This window comes from Pseudomonas sp. NPDC077649, assembly GCF_044542855.1.
GTDB lineage: Bacteria > Pseudomonadota > Gammaproteobacteria > Pseudomonadales > Pseudomonadaceae > Aquipseudomonas.
On sequence record NZ_JBITVF010000004.1, the window covers coordinates 374,100 to 395,003 of the forward strand.

The 20,904-nt window shown below is 68.1% G+C and carries 18 protein-coding genes; 9 read left to right on the forward strand and 9 right to left on the reverse strand.

Going from position 1 to position 20,904, the window contains the following annotated elements:
• Positions 1–144: 144 nt before the first annotated feature.
• From hutI to hutC, 6 genes are all read left to right on the forward strand, one after another.
• Positions 145–1,362 carry an imidazolonepropionase gene (gene hutI / locus ACIGFL_RS15340; RefSeq protein ID WP_397497767.1) on the forward strand — a complete coding sequence of 406 codons (1,218 nt, stop codon included), beginning with the start codon at positions 145–147 and terminating at the stop codon, positions 1,360–1,362.
• On the forward strand, positions 1,352–2,287 hold the full coding sequence (gene hutG / locus ACIGFL_RS15345; RefSeq protein ID WP_397497768.1) for a formimidoylglutamase: 936 nt from the start codon (positions 1,352–1,354) through the stop codon (positions 2,285–2,287). Before hutI ends, hutG begins: the two co-directional genes overlap by 11 nt.
• Before the next feature lie 91 nt (positions 2,288–2,378).
• Positions 2,379–3,704, forward strand: a complete 1,326-nt coding sequence (locus tag ACIGFL_RS15350; protein ID WP_397497769.1) for a YjiH family protein — start codon at positions 2,379–2,381, stop codon at positions 3,702–3,704.
• Between the two features lie 39 nt (positions 3,705–3,743).
• Positions 3,744–5,414, forward strand: coding sequence for a urocanate hydratase (gene hutU, locus ACIGFL_RS15355; protein ID WP_397497770.1), 1,671 nt, complete (start codon positions 3,744–3,746; stop codon positions 5,412–5,414).
• 2 nt (positions 5,415–5,416) lie between these two features.
• Complete coding sequence (gene hutH, locus ACIGFL_RS15360; RefSeq protein ID WP_397497771.1) at positions 5,417–6,952, forward strand: histidine ammonia-lyase; 1,536 nt, start codon at positions 5,417–5,419, stop codon at positions 6,950–6,952.
• A 189-nt stretch (positions 6,953–7,141) separates the two neighbouring features.
• On the forward strand, positions 7,142–7,855 hold the full coding sequence (hutC, locus tag ACIGFL_RS15365; RefSeq protein WP_122110207.1) for a histidine utilization repressor: 714 nt from the start codon (positions 7,142–7,144) through the stop codon (positions 7,853–7,855).
• Between the two features lie 33 nt (positions 7,856–7,888).
• Here the strand turns inward: hutC and ACIGFL_RS15370 are convergent, their stop codons facing one another.
• The 5 genes from ACIGFL_RS15370 to ACIGFL_RS15390 all read right to left on the reverse strand — a co-directional run bounded on the left by ACIGFL_RS15370 (position 7,889) and on the right by ACIGFL_RS15390 (position 12,025).
• Positions 7,889–8,548: an endonuclease gene (locus ACIGFL_RS15370; RefSeq protein WP_397497772.1), complete on the reverse strand. Its 660-nt coding sequence runs from the start codon at positions 8,546–8,548 to the stop codon at positions 7,889–7,891.
• 405 nt (positions 8,549–8,953) lie between these two features.
• Positions 8,954–9,841, reverse strand: coding sequence for an alpha/beta fold hydrolase (locus ACIGFL_RS15375; RefSeq protein WP_397497773.1), 888 nt, complete (start codon positions 9,839–9,841; stop codon positions 8,954–8,956).
• Positions 9,838–10,413 (reverse strand): TetR/AcrR family transcriptional regulator, encoded by a 576-nt coding sequence (locus ACIGFL_RS15380; protein ID WP_397497774.1) that lies wholly within the window; start codon positions 10,411–10,413, stop codon positions 9,838–9,840. Before ACIGFL_RS15380 ends, ACIGFL_RS15375 begins: the two co-directional genes overlap by 4 nt.
• Before the next feature lie 76 nt (positions 10,414–10,489).
• Positions 10,490–11,416 carry an ion channel gene (locus ACIGFL_RS15385; protein ID WP_397497775.1) on the reverse strand — a complete coding sequence of 309 codons (927 nt, stop codon included), beginning with the start codon at positions 11,414–11,416 and terminating at the stop codon, positions 10,490–10,492.
• A gap of 54 nt (positions 11,417–11,470) precedes the next feature.
• Positions 11,471–12,025, reverse strand: coding sequence for an NADPH-dependent FMN reductase (locus ACIGFL_RS15390; protein WP_021442511.1), 555 nt, complete (start codon positions 12,023–12,025; stop codon positions 11,471–11,473).
• 221 nt (positions 12,026–12,246) lie between these two features.
• On the opposite strand from ACIGFL_RS15390, the gene ACIGFL_RS15395 reads away from it, so the two are divergent.
• Positions 12,247–12,411 (forward strand): hypothetical protein, encoded by a 165-nt coding sequence (locus ACIGFL_RS15395; RefSeq protein ID WP_021442510.1) that lies wholly within the window; start codon positions 12,247–12,249, stop codon positions 12,409–12,411.
• On the opposite strand, the gene ACIGFL_RS15400 is transcribed toward ACIGFL_RS15395, so the two are convergent.
• The gene (locus ACIGFL_RS15400; protein WP_397497776.1) at positions 12,408–13,304 is read right to left on the reverse strand and encodes a LysR family transcriptional regulator; all 897 of its coding nucleotides are present in this window, start codon (positions 13,302–13,304) and stop codon (positions 12,408–12,410) included. The genes ACIGFL_RS15395 and ACIGFL_RS15400 overlap by 4 nt on opposite strands.
• 115 nt (positions 13,305–13,419) lie before the next feature.
• Here ACIGFL_RS15400 and ACIGFL_RS15405 point away from each other — a divergent pair, with 115 nt between their 5' ends.
• Together ACIGFL_RS15405 and speB are read left to right on the forward strand one after the other, a co-directional pair.
• A complete protein-coding gene (locus ACIGFL_RS15405) occupies positions 13,420–14,499 on the forward strand; it encodes a polyamine ABC transporter substrate-binding protein (protein WP_397497777.1) in 1,080 nt (359 codons plus the stop codon).
• Positions 14,500–14,509: 10 nt separating this feature from the next.
• Positions 14,510–15,481 (forward strand): agmatinase, encoded by a 972-nt coding sequence (speB, locus tag ACIGFL_RS15410; protein ID WP_397497778.1) that lies wholly within the window; start codon positions 14,510–14,512, stop codon positions 15,479–15,481.
• 223 nt (positions 15,482–15,704) lie between these two features.
• Here the strand turns inward: speB and ACIGFL_RS15415 are convergent, their stop codons facing one another.
• The 3 genes from ACIGFL_RS15415 to ACIGFL_RS15425 form a co-directional block, all read right to left on the reverse strand.
• Positions 15,705–17,264, reverse strand: a complete 1,560-nt coding sequence (locus ACIGFL_RS15415; RefSeq protein ID WP_397497779.1) for an acyl CoA:acetate/3-ketoacid CoA transferase — start codon at positions 17,262–17,264, stop codon at positions 15,705–15,707.
• Between the two features lie 63 nt (positions 17,265–17,327).
• On the reverse strand, positions 17,328–18,713 hold the full coding sequence (locus tag ACIGFL_RS15420) for a GntP family permease (RefSeq protein ID WP_122110217.1): 1,386 nt from the start codon (positions 18,711–18,713) through the stop codon (positions 17,328–17,330).
• Positions 18,714–19,266: 553 nt separating this feature from the next.
• Complete coding sequence (locus ACIGFL_RS15425) at positions 19,267–20,727, reverse strand: sigma-54 interaction domain-containing protein (protein ID WP_397497780.1); 1,461 nt, start codon at positions 20,725–20,727, stop codon at positions 19,267–19,269.
• Between the last annotated feature and the right edge of the window lie 177 nt (positions 20,728–20,904).

Below are 20,904 nucleotides of genomic sequence, written 5' to 3' on the forward strand. Positions count from 1 at the left end.
CTTTGATCGCTCTATTTAGGCGGATTCAGCCAGTATCCATCGGTTTTAAAAGGCCCTGTGACCATCTGGTCATTTTCCCTCGCATGGCTTGACGCTCGCCCGGATGGCACATATTGTATATACAAAATAAATGCGGAGAATCCCATGCCGGCATTCCCAACCCCGAAACAGCTGTGGCGCGACGTGCGGGTCTTCGATGGCCTGACCCAGCTGGACGAGCCGATGAATCTGCTGGTCGAAGGCGAGCGCATCGCCGGCCTGTGGCCGGTGCGCGAGTTCGACGAGGCGTTCGCCCAGGGCGCCGCCTGCGCCGGTCGCGGCGGGGTGATGACCCCCGGCCTGGTCGATTGCCACACCCACCTGGTCTACGCCGGTAACCGTGCCGGCGAGTTCGAGCAGCGTCTGGAAGGGGCGAGCTACGAAGAGATCGCCCGCGCCGGCGGCGGCATTCTCAGCAGCGTGCGCGCTACCCGCGCGGCCAGCGAGGACGAGCTGATCGCCGCCAGCCTGCCGCGCCTCGATGCGCTGCTGGCCGATGGCGTGACCACGGTCGAAATCAAGTCCGGCTACGGCCTGACGTTGGCGGACGAGCTGAAGATGCTGCGCGTCGCCCGGCGCCTCGGCCAGCTGCGTCCGGTGCGGGTGATCACCACCCTGCTCGGCGCCCATGCGCTGCCGCCGGAGTACGCCGGCCGCGCCGACGACTACGTGGCCCTGGTCTGCGACGTGATGATCCCGGCGGCCGCCGCCGAGGGCCTGGCCGATGCGGTGGACGTGTTCTGCGAGGGCATCGGCTTCTCCCCGGCGCAGTGCGAGCGCATCTTCCAGGCGGCCCAGGCCCATGGCCTGGCGCTCAAGGCGCATGCCGAGCAACTGTCCAACCTCGGCGGCAGCGCCCTGGCCGCGCGCTACGGCGCGCTGTCGGCCGACCATATCGAGTACCTCGACGAAGCCGGCGTGCGCGCCATGGCCGAGGCCGGCACCGTTGCCGTGCTGCTGCCCGGCGCCTTCCACGTGCTGCGCGAAACCCAGCTGCCGCCCATCGAGCTGCTGCGTCAGTACGGTGTGCCGATGGCCGTGGCCAGCGACGCCAACCCCGGCACCTCGCCGATCTGCCTGCCCACGCTGATGGCCAACCTGGCCTGCACCCTGTTTCGCTTGACCCCGCGCGAGGCGCTGAGCGGCATGACCGCCCAGGCCGCCCGCACCCTCGGCCGCCCCGACCTGGGGCGGATCGAGGTCGGGTCGCCCGCCGACCTGTGCCTGTGGGATGTGCAGTCCCCGGCCGAACTGGCCTACGCCGTCCAGGCCGGCCGCCTGCGCCAGCGCATCTTCAACGGAGAACTCGTTCATGCACGCTGATCGCCATTCCATGGAGGCCTGGGGCGGGCGTACCGACCCCGAGCCGGACAGCCCGCGCTGGCACCAGCGCATTCGCGCCCTTGGCCGCGACAGCCAGCCGGGCCTGGCCCTGCTCGGCTTCGCCTGCGACGAGGGCGTGCGCCGCAACCATGGTCGGGTCGGCGCCGCCGCCGCGCCGCTGGCGATGCGCAAGGCCCTGGCCAACCTGGCCTGGCACCGCCAGGCGCCGGCCTACGATGCTGGCGACGTGGTCTGCGAGGACGGCGACCTGGAAGCGGCCCAGGCCCGCCTCGGGCGCACCGTCTGCGCGCTGCTGGATGCCGGCCATTTCCCCGTGGTGCTCGGCGGCGGCCACGAAGTGGCCTTCGGCAGCTGGTCCGGCCTGGCCGAGCACCTCTCCGGCAACCATGCCCCGCGGATCGGCATCGTCAACTTCGACGCCCATTTCGACCTGCGCGACCCGGCCCATGTGCATTCCTCCGGCACCCCCTTCGCCCAGATCGCCGAGCAGTGCGCCGCGCGCGGCTGGCCGTTTCGCTACGCCTGCCTCGGTGTCAGCCGCGCCAGCAATACCCGCGCGCTGTTCCAGCGGGCCGCCGACCTCGGCGTGCTGGTGCGCGAGGACCGCGAGATTCGCGAGTCGAGCCTCGACGCCATCGGCGCCGAGCTGGAGGCCTTTGCCGCCGCCTGCGACGTGCTCTACCTGACCATCGACATCGACGTGCTGCCGGCCTGCGAGGCCCCCGGGGTCAGCGCCCCGGCCGCGCGCGGGGTGCGCCTGGAGCTGCTCGAGCCCTTGATCGAGCGGCTCAAGGGCAGCGGCAAGCTGCGCCTGGCCGATCTCGCCGAGCTCAACCCCGAATACGACATCGACAACCGCACCGCCAAGGTGGCGGCGCGGCTGATTCACCTGCTCAGCCTCTGAGCACGCAAGCCCGGCCCTTTCCCGCACAACAACAACTACGAGGAAACCACCATGTTCACCACCGCCCGCCGCCGCGGCCAGGAGCCGCGCCATGTCTGAGTCCCTGCCTTTGAGCGCCGGCGTGTCGCGCTCGCGGGCCCTGGCGCGCCTGCTCGGCTACAGCCTGATCGGCCTGCTGCTGTTCTTCGTGCCGTTCGAGCTCGGCGGGCGTTCGACCATCCTCCTCGACCACGCCGCCAGCGCTTTGCAGCTGCATGCGCGGCCGCTGGTGATCGGCGTGGCGCTGCTGTTCATGCTCTACGGCGCGCTGGCGCCCTGGTTCGACGGCAGCTGGCGCCGCAGCCTGACCCACAGCGTGTTCAGCGTGCTCAAGGTGTTCGGCCTGCTGATCGGCGCCGCCTACCTGCTGCAACTCGGCCCGCAGGCGCTGTATCAGCCGGACATGCTGCCGTTTCTGTTCGAGAAATTGGTGCTCAGCCTGGCGCTGATCGTGCCGCTGGGCTCGCTGGCGCTGGTGTTCCTGATCGGCTTCGGCCTGCTGGAGCTGATCGGCGTACTGATGCAGCCGGTGATGCGACCGATCTGGCGCACGCCGGGCAAGTCGGCCATCGACGCCGTGGCCTCCTTCGTCGGCAGCTACTCGGTGGGCCTGCTGATCACCGACCGCATGTACCAGCAGGGGCACTACAGCGTGCGCGAGGCGGCGATCATCGCCACCGGCTTCTCCACCGTGTCGGCGCCGTTCATGGTGATCATCGCCAAGACCCTGGGCCTGATGGGTCAGTGGAACCTGTACTTCTGGGGCGCCATGGCGGTGACCTTCGCCGTGACGGCGGTCAGCGCGCGCATCTACCCGCTGTCGCGGCTGCCGTCCGAATCCACGCCCGAGGCGCCGCTGCAGCCCGGTGAAAGCCGCCTGGGCAGCGCCTGGCGCGCCGGGGTGGAGCAGGCGAGCAACGCGCCATCGCTGGGCTCGGCCCTGCGTGAAACCTTCCTCGATGGCCTGCGCATGACCGCGGCGATCCTGCCGAGCATTCTCGCCGTCGGCCTGCTCGGGCTGCTCGCGGCCAAGTACACCCCGCTGTTCGATGCGCTCGGCGTGCTGCTCTACCCGCTGACCTGGCTGTTCGGCCTGGACGAGCCGATGCAGGTGGCCCGCGCCATTTCCGCCGGCCTGGCGGAGATGTTCCTGCCGGCGATGCTGCTCAAGGACGCCGACGTGCTGGTGAAGTTCGTCACCGCCATCGTCTCGGTCAGCAGCGTGCTGTTTCTCTCCGCCTCGATTCCCTGCGTGCTGGCCACGCGGATTCCCCTGAGCCTGGGCCACCTGCTGCTGATCTGGCTGCAGCGCACCCTGCTCAGCCTGCTGTTCGCCATTCCCCTGGCCTACCTCGCACAATTTCTGGGCTGGCTCTGACCGCCCACCCTCAACTCGTTCTCCACAGGAGCCCGCAAGATGACCAAGTTCCGCGATACCGAAATCCGCGCCCCGCGCGGCAATCAGCTGACCGCCAAGAGCTGGCTGACCGAAGCGCCGCTGCGCATGCTGATGAACAACCTCGACCCCGAGGTGGCCGAGAACCCCAAGGAGCTGGTGGTGTACGGCGGCATCGGCCGCGCCGCGCGCAACTGGGAGTGCTACGACAAGATCGTCGAGACCCTGAAGGAGCTGAACGACGACGAGACCCTGCTGGTGCAGTCCGGCAAGCCGGTCGGCGTGTTCAAGACCCACAGCAATGCGCCGCGCGTGCTGATCGCCAACTCCAACCTGGTGCCGCACTGGGCCACCTGGGAACACTTCAACGAGCTGGATGCCAAGGGCCTGGCCATGTACGGTCAGATGACCGCCGGTTCGTGGATCTATATCGGCAGCCAGGGCATCGTCCAGGGCACCTACGAGACCTTCGTCGAGGCTGGTCGTCAGCACTACGGCGGCAATCTCAGCGGCCGCTGGGTGTTGACTGCGGGATTGGGCGGTATGGGCGGCGCCCAGCCGCTGGCCGCCACCCTGGCCGGCGCCTGCTCGCTGAACATCGAGTGCCAGCAGTCGCGCATCGACTTCCGCCTGCGCAGCCGCTATGTCGACGAGCAGGCCACCGACCTCGACGACGCTCTGGCGCGCATCGCCAAGTACACCAGCGAAGGCAAGGCCATCTCCGTGGCCCTGCTGGGCAACGCCGCCGAGATCCTGCCGGAGCTGGTCAAGCGCGGGGTTCGCCCGGATATGGTCACCGACCAGACCAGCGCCCATGACCCGCTCAACGGCTACCTGCCGATCGGCTGGAGCTGGGAACAGTACCGCGACCGCGCGCAGACCGACCCGGCCGCGGTGGTCAAGGCCGCCAAACAGTCGATGGCGGTGCACGTGCGCGCCATGCTCGACTTCCAGAAGATGGGCGTACCGACCTTCGACTACGGCAACAATATCCGCCAGATGGCGAAAGAGGAGGGCGTGGCCAACGCCTTCGACTTCCCCGGCTTCGTCCCGGCCTATATCCGACCGCTGTTCTGCCGCGGCATCGGCCCGTTCCGCTGGGCCGCGCTGTCCGGCGATCCGCAGGACATCTACAAGACCGACGCCAAAGTCAAAGAGCTGATTCCCGACGACGCTCACCTGCACCGCTGGCTGGATATGGCCAGGGAACGTATTTCGTTCCAGGGGCTGCCGGCACGTATCTGCTGGGTCGGCCTGGGCCAGCGTGCCAAGCTCGGCCTGGCCTTCAACGAGATGGTGCGGTCCGGTGAGCTGTCGGCGCCGATCGTGATCGGCCGCGACCACCTCGACTCCGGCTCGGTATCCAGCCCCAACCGCGAGACCGAGGCGATGATGGATGGCTCCGACGCCGTGTCCGACTGGCCGCTGCTCAACGCCCTGCTCAACACCGCCAGCGGCGCCACCTGGGTGTCCTTGCACCATGGCGGCGGCGTGGGCATGGGCTTCTCCCAGCATTCGGGTATGGTCATCGTCTGCGATGGCACCGATGAAGCGGCCGCGCGCATCGCCCGCGTGCTGACCAACGACCCGGGCACCGGGGTGATGCGCCACGCCGATGCCGGCTACCAGATCGCCATCGATTGCGCCAAAGAGCAGGGCCTGAACCTGCCGATGATCGGTAAAGGAGAGTGAACGTGACTGCCCTGAATCTGTACCCCGGCCAGCTGACCCTGGCCGACCTGCGCGCCGCCTACCAGGCCCCCGTGCGCCTGACCCTGGACGCCGCAGCCCATGAGGCCATCGACGCCAGCGTCGCCTGCGTCAACCAGATCATCGCCGAGGGCCGCACCGCCTACGGCATCAACACCGGTTTCGGCCTGCTGGCCTCGACCCGCATCGCCAACGCCGACCTGGAGAAGCTGCAGCGTTCGCTGGTGCTGTCGCATGCCGCCGGCATCGGCGAGCCGCTGAGTGATGCGATGGTGCGGCTGATCATGCTGCTGAAGATCAACAGCCTGGCGCGTGGCTTCTCCGGTATCCGGCGCAAGGTGATCGAGGCGCTGATCGCCCTGGTCAACGCCGAGGTCTACCCGCATATCCCGCTGAAAGGCTCGGTGGGGGCTTCCGGTGACCTGGCGCCGTTGGCGCATATGTCGCTGGTGCTGCTCGGCGAGAGCCAGGCGCGGCACAAGGGCCAGTGGCTGCCGGCGACCGAGGCGCTGGCCATCGCCGGCCTGGAGCCGATGACCCTGGCCGCCAAGGAGGGCCTGGCCCTGCTCAACGGCACCCAGGTGTCCACCGCCTACGCCCTGCGCGGGTTGTTCGAGGCCGAGGACCTGTACGCCGCCGCCAGCGTCTGCGGCGCCCTCACCGTGGAAGCGGCGCTGGGCTCGCGGGCGCCCTTCGATGCGCGCATCCATGTCGCCCGTGGGCAGAAAGGCCAGATCGACGCGGCTGCTGCCTACCGCCATCTGCTCGGCGCCAGCAGCGAAGTCGGCCGCTCCCATGCCGCCTGCGACAAGGTGCAGGACCCCTATTCGCTGCGCTGCCAGCCGCAGGTGATGGGCGCCTGCCTGACCCAACTGCGCCAGGCCGCCGAGGTGCTGGCGGTGGAGGCCAACGCGGTGTCGGACAACCCGCTGGTGTTCGCCGCCGAGGGCGAGGTGATCTCCGGTGGCAACTTCCACGCCGAGCCGGTGGCCATGGCGGCCGACAATATCGCCCTGGCCATCGCCGAGATCGGCTCGCTGTCCGAGCGGCGCATCTCGCTGATGATGGACAAGCACATGTCGCAACTGCCGCCCTTCCTGGTGGCCAACGGCGGGGTGAACTCCGGCTTCATGATCGCCCAGGTCACCGCCGCAGCCCTGGCCAGCGACAACAAGGCCCTGGCCCATCCGCACAGCGTCGACAGCCTGCCTACTTCGGCCAACCAGGAAGACCATGTGTCGATGGCGCCGAACGCCGGCAAGCGCCTGTGGGACATGGCCGCCAACACCCGCGGCGTACTCGCCGTGGAATGGCTGGGCGCCTGCCAGGGCCTGGACTTCCGCGAGGGGCTGCACAGCTCGCCGGCGCTGGAACAGGCCCGCGCGATCCTGCGTGCCAGGGTGCCCTACTACGTCGAGGACCGCTTCTTCGCCCCGGATATCGCCGCCGCCGACGCGCTGCTGGCCGAGCGGGTGCTGACGCCGCTGCTGCCGGCCGGGCTGCTGCCGTCGGTGGCATAGGTTGGGTTGAGGAGCAGCGCGACTAAGCCCAACAGCTGACTGAAAGGCCGCGCGGTTGACTGCACCTGTTGGGCTTCGCTGCGCTCAACCCAACCTACGTCAATCCCTGGCGCCGACGCGGGCATGGGGCTGCCCGCCGGTGGAGGCGGGCGCTATCATCCGCGCACCGGGCATTTCCAAGGAGCCGTCGTGACCAGTCCCACCCCGCGCTACAAGGCCATCGAGGATTTTCTCCTCGAGCGCATCCGCGACGGCGCCTATCCGGTCAACCACCAGATCCCGCCGGAGGAGCAGCTGGCGCGCGATTTCAGTGTCAGCCGGATGACCGCCAACAAGGCGATCCAGAATCTGGTGCAGCAGGGCTATCTGGTGCGCCAGGCCGGACTCGGCACCTTCGTCACCGACCGCAAGGCCGAGTCGCCGCTGCATGAGGTGATGAACATCGCCGCCGAGGTACGCGGCCGCGGCCATGTCTACGGCAACCGGGTGGTGCGCTGCGAGGCCATCGCCGCCGACGACGAGGTGGCCCTGCGTCTCGGCCTGCGCCTGGGCGCGGAGGTATTTCACAGCATCCTGGTGCACCTGCAGGACGGCCTGCCGATCCAGCTCGAGGATCGCTTCGTCAACCCGCGCTGGGTGCCGCATTACCTGGACACCGACTTCAGCCAGCACACGCCCAACGAGGTGCTGGTGGCCAGCTGCCCGATCTCGGACATCGAGCACGTGGTCGAGGCGGTGCTGGTGGATGCACCTACCGCCGAACTGCTGCAGATCGACCCGGCGATGCCTTGTTTGAGCGTGATCCGCCGCACCTGGTCGGAGGATCACCTGATCAGCTACGCGCGGCTGATCCATCCCGGCGATCGCTACAAGCTGCGGTCGCTGCATAAACGCCGGGGATAACCCGCCCGTAGGGTGCGCGCGGCACCCCCCGCGTCAATCGCTGATTAGCTGATCCACCAACGCCGGATCGTCGATAAAGCGGTTGCGGGTGCCCTGCAGCGCCTCGATCTTGTCGTTGCGCGCCTTCTCCTCGGCATCCGGCGGATCCAGCCGGTGCCAGGCCTTGTACATCGGCACCAGGCCGACGATGGGCAGGTCGTACTCGACGTGCATGTAGAAGATCGCCCGGGCGATATTGCCCTTGGCCTCGTCGCGCGGTTCCACCAGTTGGAAGCTGGTCTTCAGGTCGCAGCCGATGTCGGCGAACTTGCTCGGCACATCGTCGGCCAGGTCGGCGAACTGGGCGTTGCGCCGCGCCGGCTCGACGCGGGTCAGCGCCGGATAGTGGTTGTGCAGGTCCGCGGCGATATAGGGATAGCGCGGATTCATGATGGTGCACTGACGGTCGGTGACGCAGCGCAGCGCGCTCTTGAGCTGCTTGCTGCTGTAGATCGGGCTGGCGGTGACGGTGCCGCTCTCGCCGTCGAAGGGCTTGGCGCAATACAGCGTGGTGCCGCCGGCGCCGTAGAGATCCTGCCAGAAGGCCTGTGCGATGGCCTGCTTGGGATCGCCCAGTTGAGTCTGGCCAGAAGCCATGACGAACGTGCCAAAAGCTGTTGCCAGGCAACCGAGAATCAGGGTGACTGCGCGCATGATCGAGCCCCAATGACCGCCGTTGACGGAGTCTGTTGTTTTTGTAGGACAAGCCGGAGTCTAGCAAGACGCGCGTCACAAGATAACCCCGAGCGAATGCTTGGTTGGTTGCCTGTAAGCCATGGCTTACACAGGCTGCCGCTTATCGCCACTGTCGGGCGATTCGGCACGGGCGTACTCTTCTGCTTACGGATTCAGCGCAGGAAGCGCACAAACGAACAGGGACACACTGGACAGCCGCCAGGACGGTGAGCAGATCAAGGATGTCAGGACTACAGTCTGCAAGGCCCCGCAAACGCGGGGTTTTCTTTTTTGGGGCGTTCGCCCGACCTCTTCGGATTCCCGCGCTGCTGGCCTAACTCGCCGCAGGGTGCGCCGCGCACACCCATCCCTACCACTATCGGCTCAGGCCGCGCGTCGCTCGGCGTGCAGTCGCTCGAACCAGTCCAGCGTCTCGTCCCACAGGCGCTGGGCGGCGGGGCGGAAGTAACCCATATGACCAATAGTGCCCAGGCCCTCGGCCTGCGAATCGAGCGTGCGCGCCTGGTAGGGCGCGTTGACGTAGGCAGCCATGAAGGCATCGCGCGAGGCGGGCGGCGCCCACAGGTCGTCCAGGGTATTGAGCGCCACCATGGGCGTGGTGACTCGGGCGAAGCGTTCGGCCAGGCCAGGCATCTGCGGGTCGTCGAAGAAGTAGCGCGGGTAGCGGCACCAGCGCTTCCACTGGCGGTACACGCCCATGGGCAGGTCCTCGCCCATGCCCAGCTTGCTCCAGGCCAGGTAGCCCTTGTAGCGCGTCATCAGCGGGCCGATCAGCCGCCACATGGCCAGCACCCGCACTTGCTCGGCCTTGGGCATCCAGCCGTGCCAGCCGGCGCCGGTGCCGAAGGTGTAGAAGCCGGTCACCTGATCATGGTTGGGCAGCAGGCCGAAGGCATGGCCGCCGAAGGAGTGGCCAACCATGAACAGCGGGCGTTCGGTATGCCGATGCTGATCCACCGCGGCGGCCAGGTCGAGGTGCGCCCAGTCCAGGTAGTCCATGTCGAAGCCGCGCAGGCTGGCCGGCTTGGACTGGCCGACGCCGCGGTAGTCCAGGGTCAGGGTGCTGAAGCCGCGGGCGGCGGCGTGTTCGGCGAAACGCCGGTAGAAGCCCTGCGGCACCCCGGTGGCGCCGGCGATCAGCAACTGCGCGCGGGGGGCGCGCGCGTGGTACAGGGTGGCGGTCAGCGGGTAGCCGTCGCGGGCCGCCAGTACTACGGCTTCGCTGAGGATGGTCGGGCGGTCGTGGTTCATGGCAGTGGCACTCGTTGCTGGCGGGTCAGGTGGAACAGGGCGTCGGCGGCCAGGCGCAGCGGCTCGGCGCTGCCGGCGACGCGGGCCTGCAGCAGGCCGCCTTCGTAGAGGGCGACGAACAGCGCGGCGAGGCTTTCGGCCTCGGGGTAACCGTGTGCCTGCAATTGGCGTTGCAGCGCCCGGCGAATGGCGGCGAAGGCCGTGGCCAGGGCGGCGCGGATGTCCTCGTCCTCGGGGCCGCTTTCCAGCGCCACCGTGGCCAGCGGACAGCCGCGCTCGAAGGCGCTGCCCTGCAACTGGCCGAGGGCGCCATGCAGCCAGGCGGCGAGGGCGTCGAGCGGCTCGGGCTGGTGCTCGAACAGCGCGGCGAAGGCCTGTTCGGCGCGCTGGCCGATGCGCTCGATGGCGGCCACCGCCAGCTCGCTCTTGCCGCCGGGAAAGTGGTGATAGAGACTGCCCTTGGGCGCGCCGGCGTCGGCCAGCAGTTCGCTCAGGCCGACGCCGTGCAGGCCCTTGCGCTGCAGGGCGTCGATCATGGCGTCGATCAACTTGTCGCGGGTGGTCTTGTTCATGGGAGAGATTATGTAGACCGGTCGGTCTAGGCGGGCAAGCGGCATTCCGGTCGCGTCTGGCGGCAAATGCGCCAGGCTAGCGAGTCATCTTCTTTACGAACACCACCACAAACAGGGCCATGGTGAAGCTGCCGACGAAGGCTTCGACGGCGGCGATCAGCCGCGCCAGGCCGCCGGGCGTGATGTCGCCGTAGCCCAGGGTGGTGAAGGTGACCACGCTGTAGTAGAGACAGGCGAGCAGGTCCTGCAGGTTGGCCAGCAGGCTGCGGTCGAGGCTCAGGCCCAGTGTCTGGCCGCCCTGGTTGACCCCGGTGAGGAAGTACAGCAGGCCGCAGACGCCGATCAGGCCGAGGGAGAACAGCACCACGTTGAGCGGTTTCTCGCCGTAGCCGCAGAACAGGTCGACCAGCCAGGACAGCAGGCGCCGCGCCGAGAGCCGTGGCATCTGCAGGCGCCGCATGAGCATCTCGCGGTGGAAGAAGTAGCCGGCCTGCTCGAACAGCCCGGCCTGTTCCAGGTGCAGGCGCAGGTTGCGATAGGTTTCCTCGGCCTCCTGAAACTGCTGCTGCGCCGCGCTGGCGTCGCCGCGGCGCAGCAGCTCGCGCGCCACCCGCTCCTGCAGCAGTTGGCGATCCCACACCACGTTGTCCAGTCGCGCGCCTTCCAGGCGCACGCCCAGCAGGTTGCAGTCGCGCAGGTCGACGCAGTGCAGGTTGGCCTGGCGCAGGTCGGCCTTCATCAGCGAGCTGCCGCGCAGGTCGAGGGCGAACAGATGGGCGTGCTGCAGGTCGGCGCGGTACAGGTCGGCATCGCGCAGGACGAAACCGGCGCGGCTGCCGTGGTTGACCAGATCGATGCCGGCCAGCTCGGCCTTCTTCAGCTGGAAGCCGAGCATCGGCTGGCCGCTGCGCGCGCGCTGTTCGAGGGCGGCGCGCAGTGCGGCGTGCTGCTTGTCCGTTTCGGCGTCCTGCCAGAAGCCCTCGTCGGGCTGGGTGGTTGCCATGGCCGAGCCTCGTGGCGCTTTCCTCAAGCCTAGCCCGTGCCGCCCGCCCCGATGTCAGGCGTGCTGCGCCACCCAGGCGGCATAGGCGTCGATGAACTTCTGCAGGAAGGGCCTGATGCCGTCGCCGAGCATGCCGGCCTCCTCGAAGAAGCTGCCGGCGCCGCCGAGGTAGGCCTCCGGCTGCTGCATCATGTAGACGTCGAGAAACACCATGCACTGGCGCAGCGCATGGTTGGCGCCGAAGCCGCCGATGGCCCCCGGCGAGGCGCTCAGCACGGCGCCGGGCTTGCCGCTGAAGGCGCTCTGGCCGTAGGGCCGCGAGCCGACGTCGATGGCGTTCTTCAGCGCCCCGGGCATCGAGCGGTTGTACTCCGGGGTGACGAACAGCAGCGCGTCGGCGCCCTTGAGCTTGGCGCGAAAGGCGACGTAGGCCTCGGGCGGGCTGCCCTGGTCGATGTCCTCGTTGTACAGCGGCAGGTCGCCGATCTCGACTATCTCCAGCTTCAGCGAGGGCGGTGCCAGCTGAGCCAGGGCCAGCGCCAGCTTGCGGTTGATCGAGGCCTTGCGCAGGCTGCCGACCAGCACGGCGACGTGGTAGGTCTTGCTCATGGGAACTCCTTGCGGCGAGAACGAATGGGAGTGAGCAACTATAGACCGCCGTTTATCGCTTGCCGGACGCTCTAGCTTGAGCCTCGCTACCGATCAGGGTCATAAAGGCGTCATGTTGCGAGCACAGTCTGATGTGCAGCATTCCGTTTCGAGCCGTTCGGCTCATCCCCTGCCCAACTATCCTTCAGCCATGTTCGGCCTGCGCCGACGAGGACAACGTTATGGGCATCCATATCCCCCTGGGCTTCGATCCACAGTTGCAACTGGAAGCGGAAATCCCCGACGAACGCGACCTGCATGCCGAGATCGTGGCGATCCTCGCTGCGCTGGAAGCCCTGGCCGCCGAGCTGAGGACGGCCGGGGAGCCTGGCGCGCAGCGCCCCTAGTCCGCTCCGAAGGCCGTCAGCAGGTCCTCGGCGAAGGCCAGCTGCGCTTCGCCGGGGCTATGGCCGCGGTGGCTGGCGAGGCGGAACTGCACGGTGAAGTCCCAGCTGTCCGGCAGGCAGCGCAGCTTGCCGCGCGCCACCCAGGGCGCGGCGATATGCTCGGGCAGGTAACCCAGGTGGGCGCCGGAGAGGACGAAGGCCAGGCTGCCCTCGACCTGTTCGCAGCGCGCGCTGCTGACGCTGGACTGCCAGGGCTCGCCGGCGGCGCCGAAGCGGTAGGGGTGCAGCACCCGGTCGCCGTCCTCCAGGTCGCTGGCCGCGACCGTCTCGCGCCCGAACAGCGGGTGCTGGCGCCCGCAGTACAGGCGCTGGCGCTCGGCGAACAGCGGCCGGTAGTCCAGCGCCGTCTGGCTGCCGGAGAAATAGCCGATGGCCAGTTGCAGCTGGTCCTGCAGCAGGCGCCGTTCCAGCTCGGCGGGCATGGCGCTGAGCAGCTCGATCTGCACCGCCTGGTTGCGCTGGCGGAAACGCCCGATGGCCTCGCCGAGGCGTTCCAGCACCTGGTCCGAGAGCGCCTCGGAGAGGCCGATGCGCAGTTCGCCGAGCAGTTTGTCGGCCATGCCTTGGGCCTCGCCCTTGAAGGTCTCGATGGCGCCGAACAGCTTGCGCGTGGCGGCCAGCACCTGCTCGCCCTTGGCGGTCAGGCGAAAGCCGGCCTTGCCCCGTTCGCACAGGCGAAAGCCCAGGCGCGTCTCCAGCTTGGCCATCTGCGTGCTGATGGTCGACTGGCCGATGCCCAGCTCGCCCTGCGCCGCGCTGAAGCCGCCGCTCTCCACCACGGTGACGAACAGGCGCAGCAGCTGCAGGTCGAGGTCGCGCAATTGGCTGAGCATGGCGGCTCCATACATTGATGGTTGTCGATGCCAGAGTAGATCACTTCGTATTTATTCGAAGCAACGCCGGGCGCAGGATGACCCCCAGCCCATCACCACCACGAGGCCATACCCGATGCGCCAGGTCATCCTCCCCCTGCTGCTGTGCAGCGCCTTCGCCGTGCAGGCCGAAGACAAGGCCCTGAATCTCTACAGCTGGTCGGCCTATATCCCCGAGCAGGCGCTGCAGCGCTTCAAGGACGAGACCGGCATCCGGGTCAAGTACGACATCTTCGACAGCGCCGAGGCCCTGGACAGCAAGCTGCTCACCGGCGGCAGCGGCTATGACGTCGTCTTTCCCGCCTCCAGCGGCCTGGCCCGGGCGATCCAGGCCGGCGCCGTGCAGCCGGTCGAGCGCCGCCGGCTGAGCAACCTGGGCAACCTGGACGGCGAGCTGCTGGCTAAGCTGGCCGCGGCCGACCCCGGCAACCGCTACGGCGTGCCCTACACCTGGGGCACGGTCGGCCTGGGTTACAACAAGGAGGCGCTGGCGCAGCGCCTGCCGGGCGTGCCGAGCAACAGCCTGGATCTGCTGTTCAAGCCCGAATACGCCAGCCGGCTCAAGGACTGCGGCATCGCCGTGATCGACTCGCCCCAGGAGGTGATCAGCATCGCCCTGCACTACCTGGGCAAGGACCCCTACAGCAGCGACAAGGCCGACCTGGCCGCGGTGCAGCAACTGCTCGCCGGCCTGCAGCCCAGCCTGCGCTACGTCGGCAGCGGCCGGCATATCGACGACCTGGCCAAGGGCGAGATCTGCCTGGCGCTGACCTACAACGGCGACGCCTTTATGGCCGCCGACAATGCCCGCGAGGCCGGCCAGCCGTTCAGCGTGGAGTACCGCGTGCCGGTCGAAGGCACGCTGATCTGGTTCGACACCATGGCCATCCCCGCCGACGCGCCGCATCCGCAGGCCGCCCATGCCTTTATCGACTTCATGCTGCGTCCCGAAGCCATCGCCGAGCTGACCAACAGCGTGTTCTTCGCCAACGCCAACCAGGCCGCCACCGCGCTGGTGGACGAGGCCATCGCCGGCGATCCGGATATCTACCCGCCGGCCGAAGTCCGCGCGCGCCTGTTCAGCGAGCAGCTGATGCCGCTGCGCCAGCAGCGCGAGCGCACCCGTATCTGGACCACCTTTCGCAGTCAGTATTGAGGACAAGGCAATGGAAGCATTCCTAGGCAACGACCTGGCGATCACCCGCGACAGCCTCTACGGCACCTATTCGGAGCCGACCTACGCCGGCGTCACCAGCTTTATGCGCCGGCGCTACTCGCGCGACCTGGAGGGTGTCGATCTGGTGGTCAGCGGCGTGCCCTTCGACACCGCCACTACCAACAGGCCCGGCAGCCGCTTCGGCCCGCGGGCGATCCGCGCCGCCTCGGTGACCAGCGCCTGGGAACGCCACTACCCCTGGGAATTCGACCCCTTCGACCAGCTGGCGGTGATCGACTACGGCGACTGCAACTTCGATCACGCCCTGCCGCACAGGATTCCGGCGGCCATCGAGGCGCATGCCGAGCGGATCGTTGCCGCCGGCTGTGGCCTGCTGACCCTGGGCGGCGACCATTTCATCAGCTACCCGCTGCTCAAGGCCCATGCCAAGCGGCATGGCGCGCTGTCGCTGGTGCACTTCGATGCCCACAGCGACACCTGGCCGGATAGCGATGCCAGCGAACAGGGCGTCAGCCACGGCACCATGTTCTACCACGCCGCCCGCCAGGGCCTGGTGGACCCGGCGCGCTCGGTGCAGATCGGCCTGCGCACCACCAATGACGACACCCTGGGCTTCCAGGTGCTGGACGCGCCCGAGGTGCATCGCCGCGGCCCGCAGCAGATCGCCGAGCTGATCCGCGCCCGGGTCGGCGACCACCCGGTCTACCTGACCTTCGATATCGACTGCCTCGACCCGGCCTTCGCCCCCGGCACCGGCACCCCGGTGTGCGGCGGCCTGAGTACCCACCAGGCGCTGGAGATCCTGCGTGGCCTGCGCGGCATCAACCTGGTGGGCATGGATGTGGTGGAGGTCTCGCCGCCCTACGACCACGCCGAGATCACCGCCCTGGCCGGCGCCACGGTGGCCATGGAGATGGTTTGCCTGTATGCCGCGCGGCATAAGCTGGGGGAAAGGACGTAGGGTGGAAATCGCTGTTCATTTCCACCATGAGCCTTTGTCTCGATTGCCCATGGTGGACCGATGAAGCGTGGTCCACCCTACGGTCTAACCGGCGTAGCCCGGATGAAATCCGGGGGCGCTATCTCGGGGCGTTCGCCTCGATTGCCCAGGGTGGATCGATGAGGCGTGAGCACCTTAAGCATTCCGGCAAATAATCGGGCCTGTTAGGCCCGTAAGTTCACGCTCAAAGATTTTGTAGGCACTGGGCCAGGCCGATGGGCTCTGGGCGAAACAGCCGCGCGTCCATCAACTTCGGCTCGCGCACGATCGGCGCGAAGTCCATGCGCGCGAGGATGTCGCGCTGGATATCCACCCCCGGCGCCACCTCGATCAGCTCCAGGCCGTCCAGGCTCAGGCGGAATACGCAGCGCTCGGTGACGTAGAGCACCGGCTGGCCGCGTTCGGCGGCCAGGCGGCCGGCGAAGGTGCGGTGCTCTACCTCGGCGACGAACTTGCGCAGCGCGCCGTCCTGCACGATGCGCAGCTGGCCGCCTTCGATGCGGATGTCCTGCGCGCCGGCGCTGAAGGTGCCGACGAACACCACCTGCTTGGCGTTCTGGCTGATATTGATAAAACCGCCGGCGCCGGCCAGGCGCGAGCCGAACTTGGACACATTGAGGTTGCCCGCGGCATCGGCCTGGGCCAGGCCGAGGAAGGCGATATTCAGGCCGCCGCCGTCGTAGAAGTCGAACTGGTAGGGCTGATCCAGCAGCGCGCTGTGGTTGCTCGCCGCGCCAAAGTCCAGCCCGGATGCGGGGATGCCGCCGATCACGCCGGGCTCGGCGGTCAGGGTCAGGCGCTCGATCACCCCTTCCTCGGCGGCCACCGCGGCGACGCCCTCGGGCATGCCGATGCCAAGGTTGACCACCGCGCCGGCCTTGAGCTCCAGCGCCGCGCGGCGGGCGATCAGCTTGCGTACGTCCAGCGGCAGCGGCGCCAGGCTGTCCACCGGCACCCGGGTCTCGGCGGCGAAGGCCGGGTTGTAGGCGGTGGCGAAGGTCTGCTGGTGATTGGCCGGCTCGGCCTGCACCACGCAGTCCACCAGGATGCCGGGGATCTTCACCTCGCGCGCATTCAGCGAGCCGCGCTCGACCAGGCGCTCGACTTGGGCGATCACCAGGCCGCCGCTGTTGTGCGCGGCCATGGCGATGGCCAGGCTCTCGATGGTCAGCGCCTCGCGCTCGAAGCTGAGGTTGCCGTCGGGATCGCTGCTGGTGGCGCGCACCACCGCCACGTCGATGGGAAAGGTCGGGTAGAACAGGTAGTCCTGCCCGTCGATGGGCATCAGCCGCACCAGCTCGGTGGTGGTGCGCGCATTGAGCTTGCCGCCGCCGTGGCGCGGGTCGACGTAGGTGCCCAGGCCGACCCGCGACAGCTGCCCCGGCTTGCCGGCGGCGATGTCGCGAAACAGCTGGGAGATCACTCCCTGCGGCAGGTTGTAGGCCTCGATGCGGTTGTCCACCGCCAGCTTCTGCAGCCCCGGCACCAGGCCCCAGTGACCGCCGATCACCCGCCGCACCAGGCCCTCATGGGCCAGGTGATTGAGGCCGCGGCCCTTGCCGTCACCCTGGCCGGCGGCGTACACCAGGGTCAGGTCGCGCGGCGCCCGTTCGGCGAGAAAACGCCGCTCCAGGGCGATGGCGATTTCCTCGGCGAAGCCGATGCCGACGAAGCCGCCGGTGGCCAGGTTGGCGTTGTCCGGGATGCGCGCCACGGCTTCGGCGGCGGTCATGATCTTGCTCATTGCGGGTACTCGTGGAGAACGGGGGCTGCAGGAGCGGCCGGGAGCTGCTCCTGCAGGGCCTGGTCAGAAACTGCCAAACAGCGTGCCCAGGGTGATGACGACAACCAGCGCCACCAGCGGGAAGGCCACGGTGTTGACGAAGATGAACTTGTACGACTCGCGGTGGGTGAGCTTGCAGATCGCCAGCAGCGAGATCACCGCGCCGTTGTGCGGCAATGTGTCCATGCAGCCCGAGGCCATGGCGGCGACGCGGTGCAGCAGCTCGGGGCTGATGCCGGCGGCGTTGGCCAGGGTCAGGTACTGCTCGCCCAGGGTCTTCAGTGCGATGGACATGCCGCCGGAGGCCGAGCCGGTGATGCCGGCGAGGATGTTCACCGCCACCGCCTCGGAGATCAGCGGGTTGCTCGATACGCCCAGCACCAGGTCGCGGATGATGACGAAGCCGGCCAGGGAGGCGATCACCGTGCCGTAACCCACCTCGGCGGCGGTGTTGAGGATCGGCAGCATGGAGCCGAAGGCGCCGTCGTTGACGCTCTGCTTCAGGTCCATCCAGCGCCGCCAGTGCAGGGCGATCAGCAGCAGGATGGCGGCGCCGAGGGCGACGATGATCGACCAGATGCCGATCAGCGACTTGGCATCCTGCAGGCCGCCGAATTCCGGCTTGGCCAGGTAGCTGGTGTCGAGGCTAGGCAGGATCTGCTTGGCCATCAGGAAGTTCAGCGCGATCACCACGAAGATCGGCAGCAGCGCCAGCCAGAAGCCGGGAATGTCGCGCTTGTCCTCGGCAACCGGGTCGTCGCGGTGTTCGCCGTAGCCTTCGCCGGCGGCCATCAGCTTGCGCGACTGGGCGGTGAGCCACCAGGTGCCGAGGCCGAACATGATCAGCCCGGCGATGACGCCCAGACCCGGCGCGGCGAAGGCATCGGTGCCGAAGAAGGGGTTGGGAATGGCGTTCTGGATCGCCGGGGTGCCGGGCAGCGCGGTCATGGTGAAGGTGAACGAGCCAAGGGCGATGGCGCCGGGGATCAGGCGCTTGGGAATGCCCGCCTCGCGAAACAGCGCGGCGCCGATCGGGTACACGGCGAAGGCCACCACGAACAGCGACACGCCGCCGTAGGTGAGGATGCCGCAGGCCAGCACTATGGCCAGGATGGCGCGCTCGCTGCCCACTTTCGCGACTATGCCGTGGGCGATGGCGCGGGCCGAGCCCGAGTCGTCCATCAGCTTGCCAAACAGCGCGCCGAGCAGGAACAGCGGGAAGAACTGGATCACGTAGCCGCCCATGGCCTTCATGAACACCTGGGTGTAGGTGGGCAGCAGCAGGCCGATGTCGCCGGCGAACAGCAACGCCAGCAGGGCCAGCAGGGGAGCGAGGATCAGCACGTTGATGCCGCGGTAGGCGAGGTACATCAGCAGCGCGAGGGAAATCAGAATACCTAGGGTACCCATGGGTGGTTCCTTTTGTTGTTGTTCTAGCGGCTCTGGGCCGTTTATCGAGAAGACGCGGATACGGCAGCGCGCCCTTGCCGGATATAGAGCCAGAGTCGTGCCAGAGGGCGTTACGACTTTGGTCGATAGGGCGGGAGGGCCTATGGCCAGGGGTTTTCAGGCTTTCAGACCGAGCGCGGGAAAGCAGGAGAGGTGCGAGAGGGCGTCCAGTTTTCTGGATATAGTCCAGATTCATGGAATTGAAAGGTCGAAGGTTGTCCAGATATCTGGATTTCTGGAGCGTGTTGCAGGGTGGAAATCGCTGTTCATTTCCACCGTTGCGTTCCGCGGGGTAGCCCATGGTGGATCGATAAAGCGTGATCCACCCTACGCCCGAGTCGTAGCCCGGATGCAATCCGGGGCTTTGGGGGCGTCGATTCCCGGATTTCATCCGGGCTACCTAACTGCGGCCCACAACGCCTTCTGTAGGCGCGGCTTTAGCCGCGAAGCTTGGCGCGACGGCATTCGCGGCTGAAGCGGAATGCCGCCCAGCCGCTCCCACAAATGAGCAGAATTAGCCCCGGCGCCCCAGCCCATGCTGCGCCAGCTTGGCGTAGAAGCCGGCGCGGGAAATGCCCAGGCGTTCGGCGGCCTGCTGGCGGTTGCCGCCGGTGGCGTCCAGCGCCGCCTGCAGGGCCTGGCGTTCGGCCTGCGCCAGCTGCTCGGCCAGCGTCCGTGCGCCGGCCATCGCGACGGGGGCGACGGGGATCTGCGCACTCGGCGCCACCGGATCGACCAGCAGAGCGCGCAAGGCCGCGCCATCCAGTCGCCCGTCGACCGCCAGCTGCGCCCGTTCCAGCAGGTTGCGCAGCTCGCGCACGTTGCCGCGCCAGGGCTGGGCGCAGAGCAGGGCCAGGGCGTCGTCGCTCAGCTCCAGCGGCGCCAGGCCGGAGCGGTTGGCCAGGTCGTCGAGCAGATGCTCGATCAGTGCGGGAATGTCGCCGGCGCGCTCGCGCAGCGGCGGTACGCGCAGGGCCAGGACGTTGAGGCGGTAGTACAGGTCGTCGCGAAACTGCCCGGTGGCCACCTTGGCCTCCAGGTCGATATGGGTGGCGGCGATCACCCGCACGTTGAGCGGCTTGACCTGGTTGGAGCCGAGCGGCTCCACCTCCTGCTCCTGCAGCACCCGCAGCAGCTTGGCCTGCAGCGGCAGCGGCAGGTCGCCGATCTCGTCGAGAAACAGGGTGCCGCCGTTGGCCACCTCGAACTTGCCGATCCGCGCCTTGCGTTCGGCGCCGGTGAAGGCGCCCGGCGCGGTGCCGAACAGCTCGGCCTCGACCAGGGTTTCCGGAATCGCCGCGACGTTGACCGCGACGAAGGGGCCGTTGGCCCGCGGCGACAGGTTGTGGATGCCCTGGGCCAGCAGCTCCTTGCCGGTGCCGGTCTCGCCGCGCAGCAGCACCGTGGCGTCCAGCTGCGCGGCGCGGCGCGCCTGGCGCTTGACCTCGCTGGCCGCCGCGCTGGCACCGATGAAGCCGGCGATGGTGTAGCGCGCGCGACGGGCCTTGGCCAGCTCGTGCTGGGTGGCGAGCAGCTGGCTCTGCAGCTGGTTGTACTTGGCCATCAGCGGCTTGAGATGGCGGGCGCGGTCGAACAGCACGAAGCCGAGGGCGCCGACCAGGGTGCCGTCCGCGTCGCGCAGGGGAATGCGGGTGACCACGAAGTGCTCGTCGCCGAAGGCCATCAGGTCGAGCATGCTCGGCTGACCGCTTTCCACCACCTCGCGCAGGCGGCTGGCCGGCAGCACCTCTTCGACCTCCTTGCCCAGCGCGCTGCGCGGGTCGCTGATGCCGACCTTCTGCGCGTACTTGTCGTTGATCCAGACGATGCGCGCCTGGCGGTTGACCGCGATGGTGCCTTCGCACTGGGCATCGAGGTGGTCGAACAGCAGCGGCATGGCCACGGCGCGAAAGCGCTCGGGCGACACGCCGATGATCAGGCCGTGCTGGTCGAGGTCGTCGCGGGAAATGGCCATGGGCAAAGGTCCGAAATCAGGTGTCGGCGATTATGGGTGGGGCTCGTTCGGCCGGGCAACGTTAACAGACATCGGACAATGGCATTCGCCGCGCGCTTCTGGAATAGTTAGGCGGCTAAGCGTAACCCGCTGGCCCCTGCCGTTCGCCCACAAGGCCTGCCCGGCAGTTGTGACACC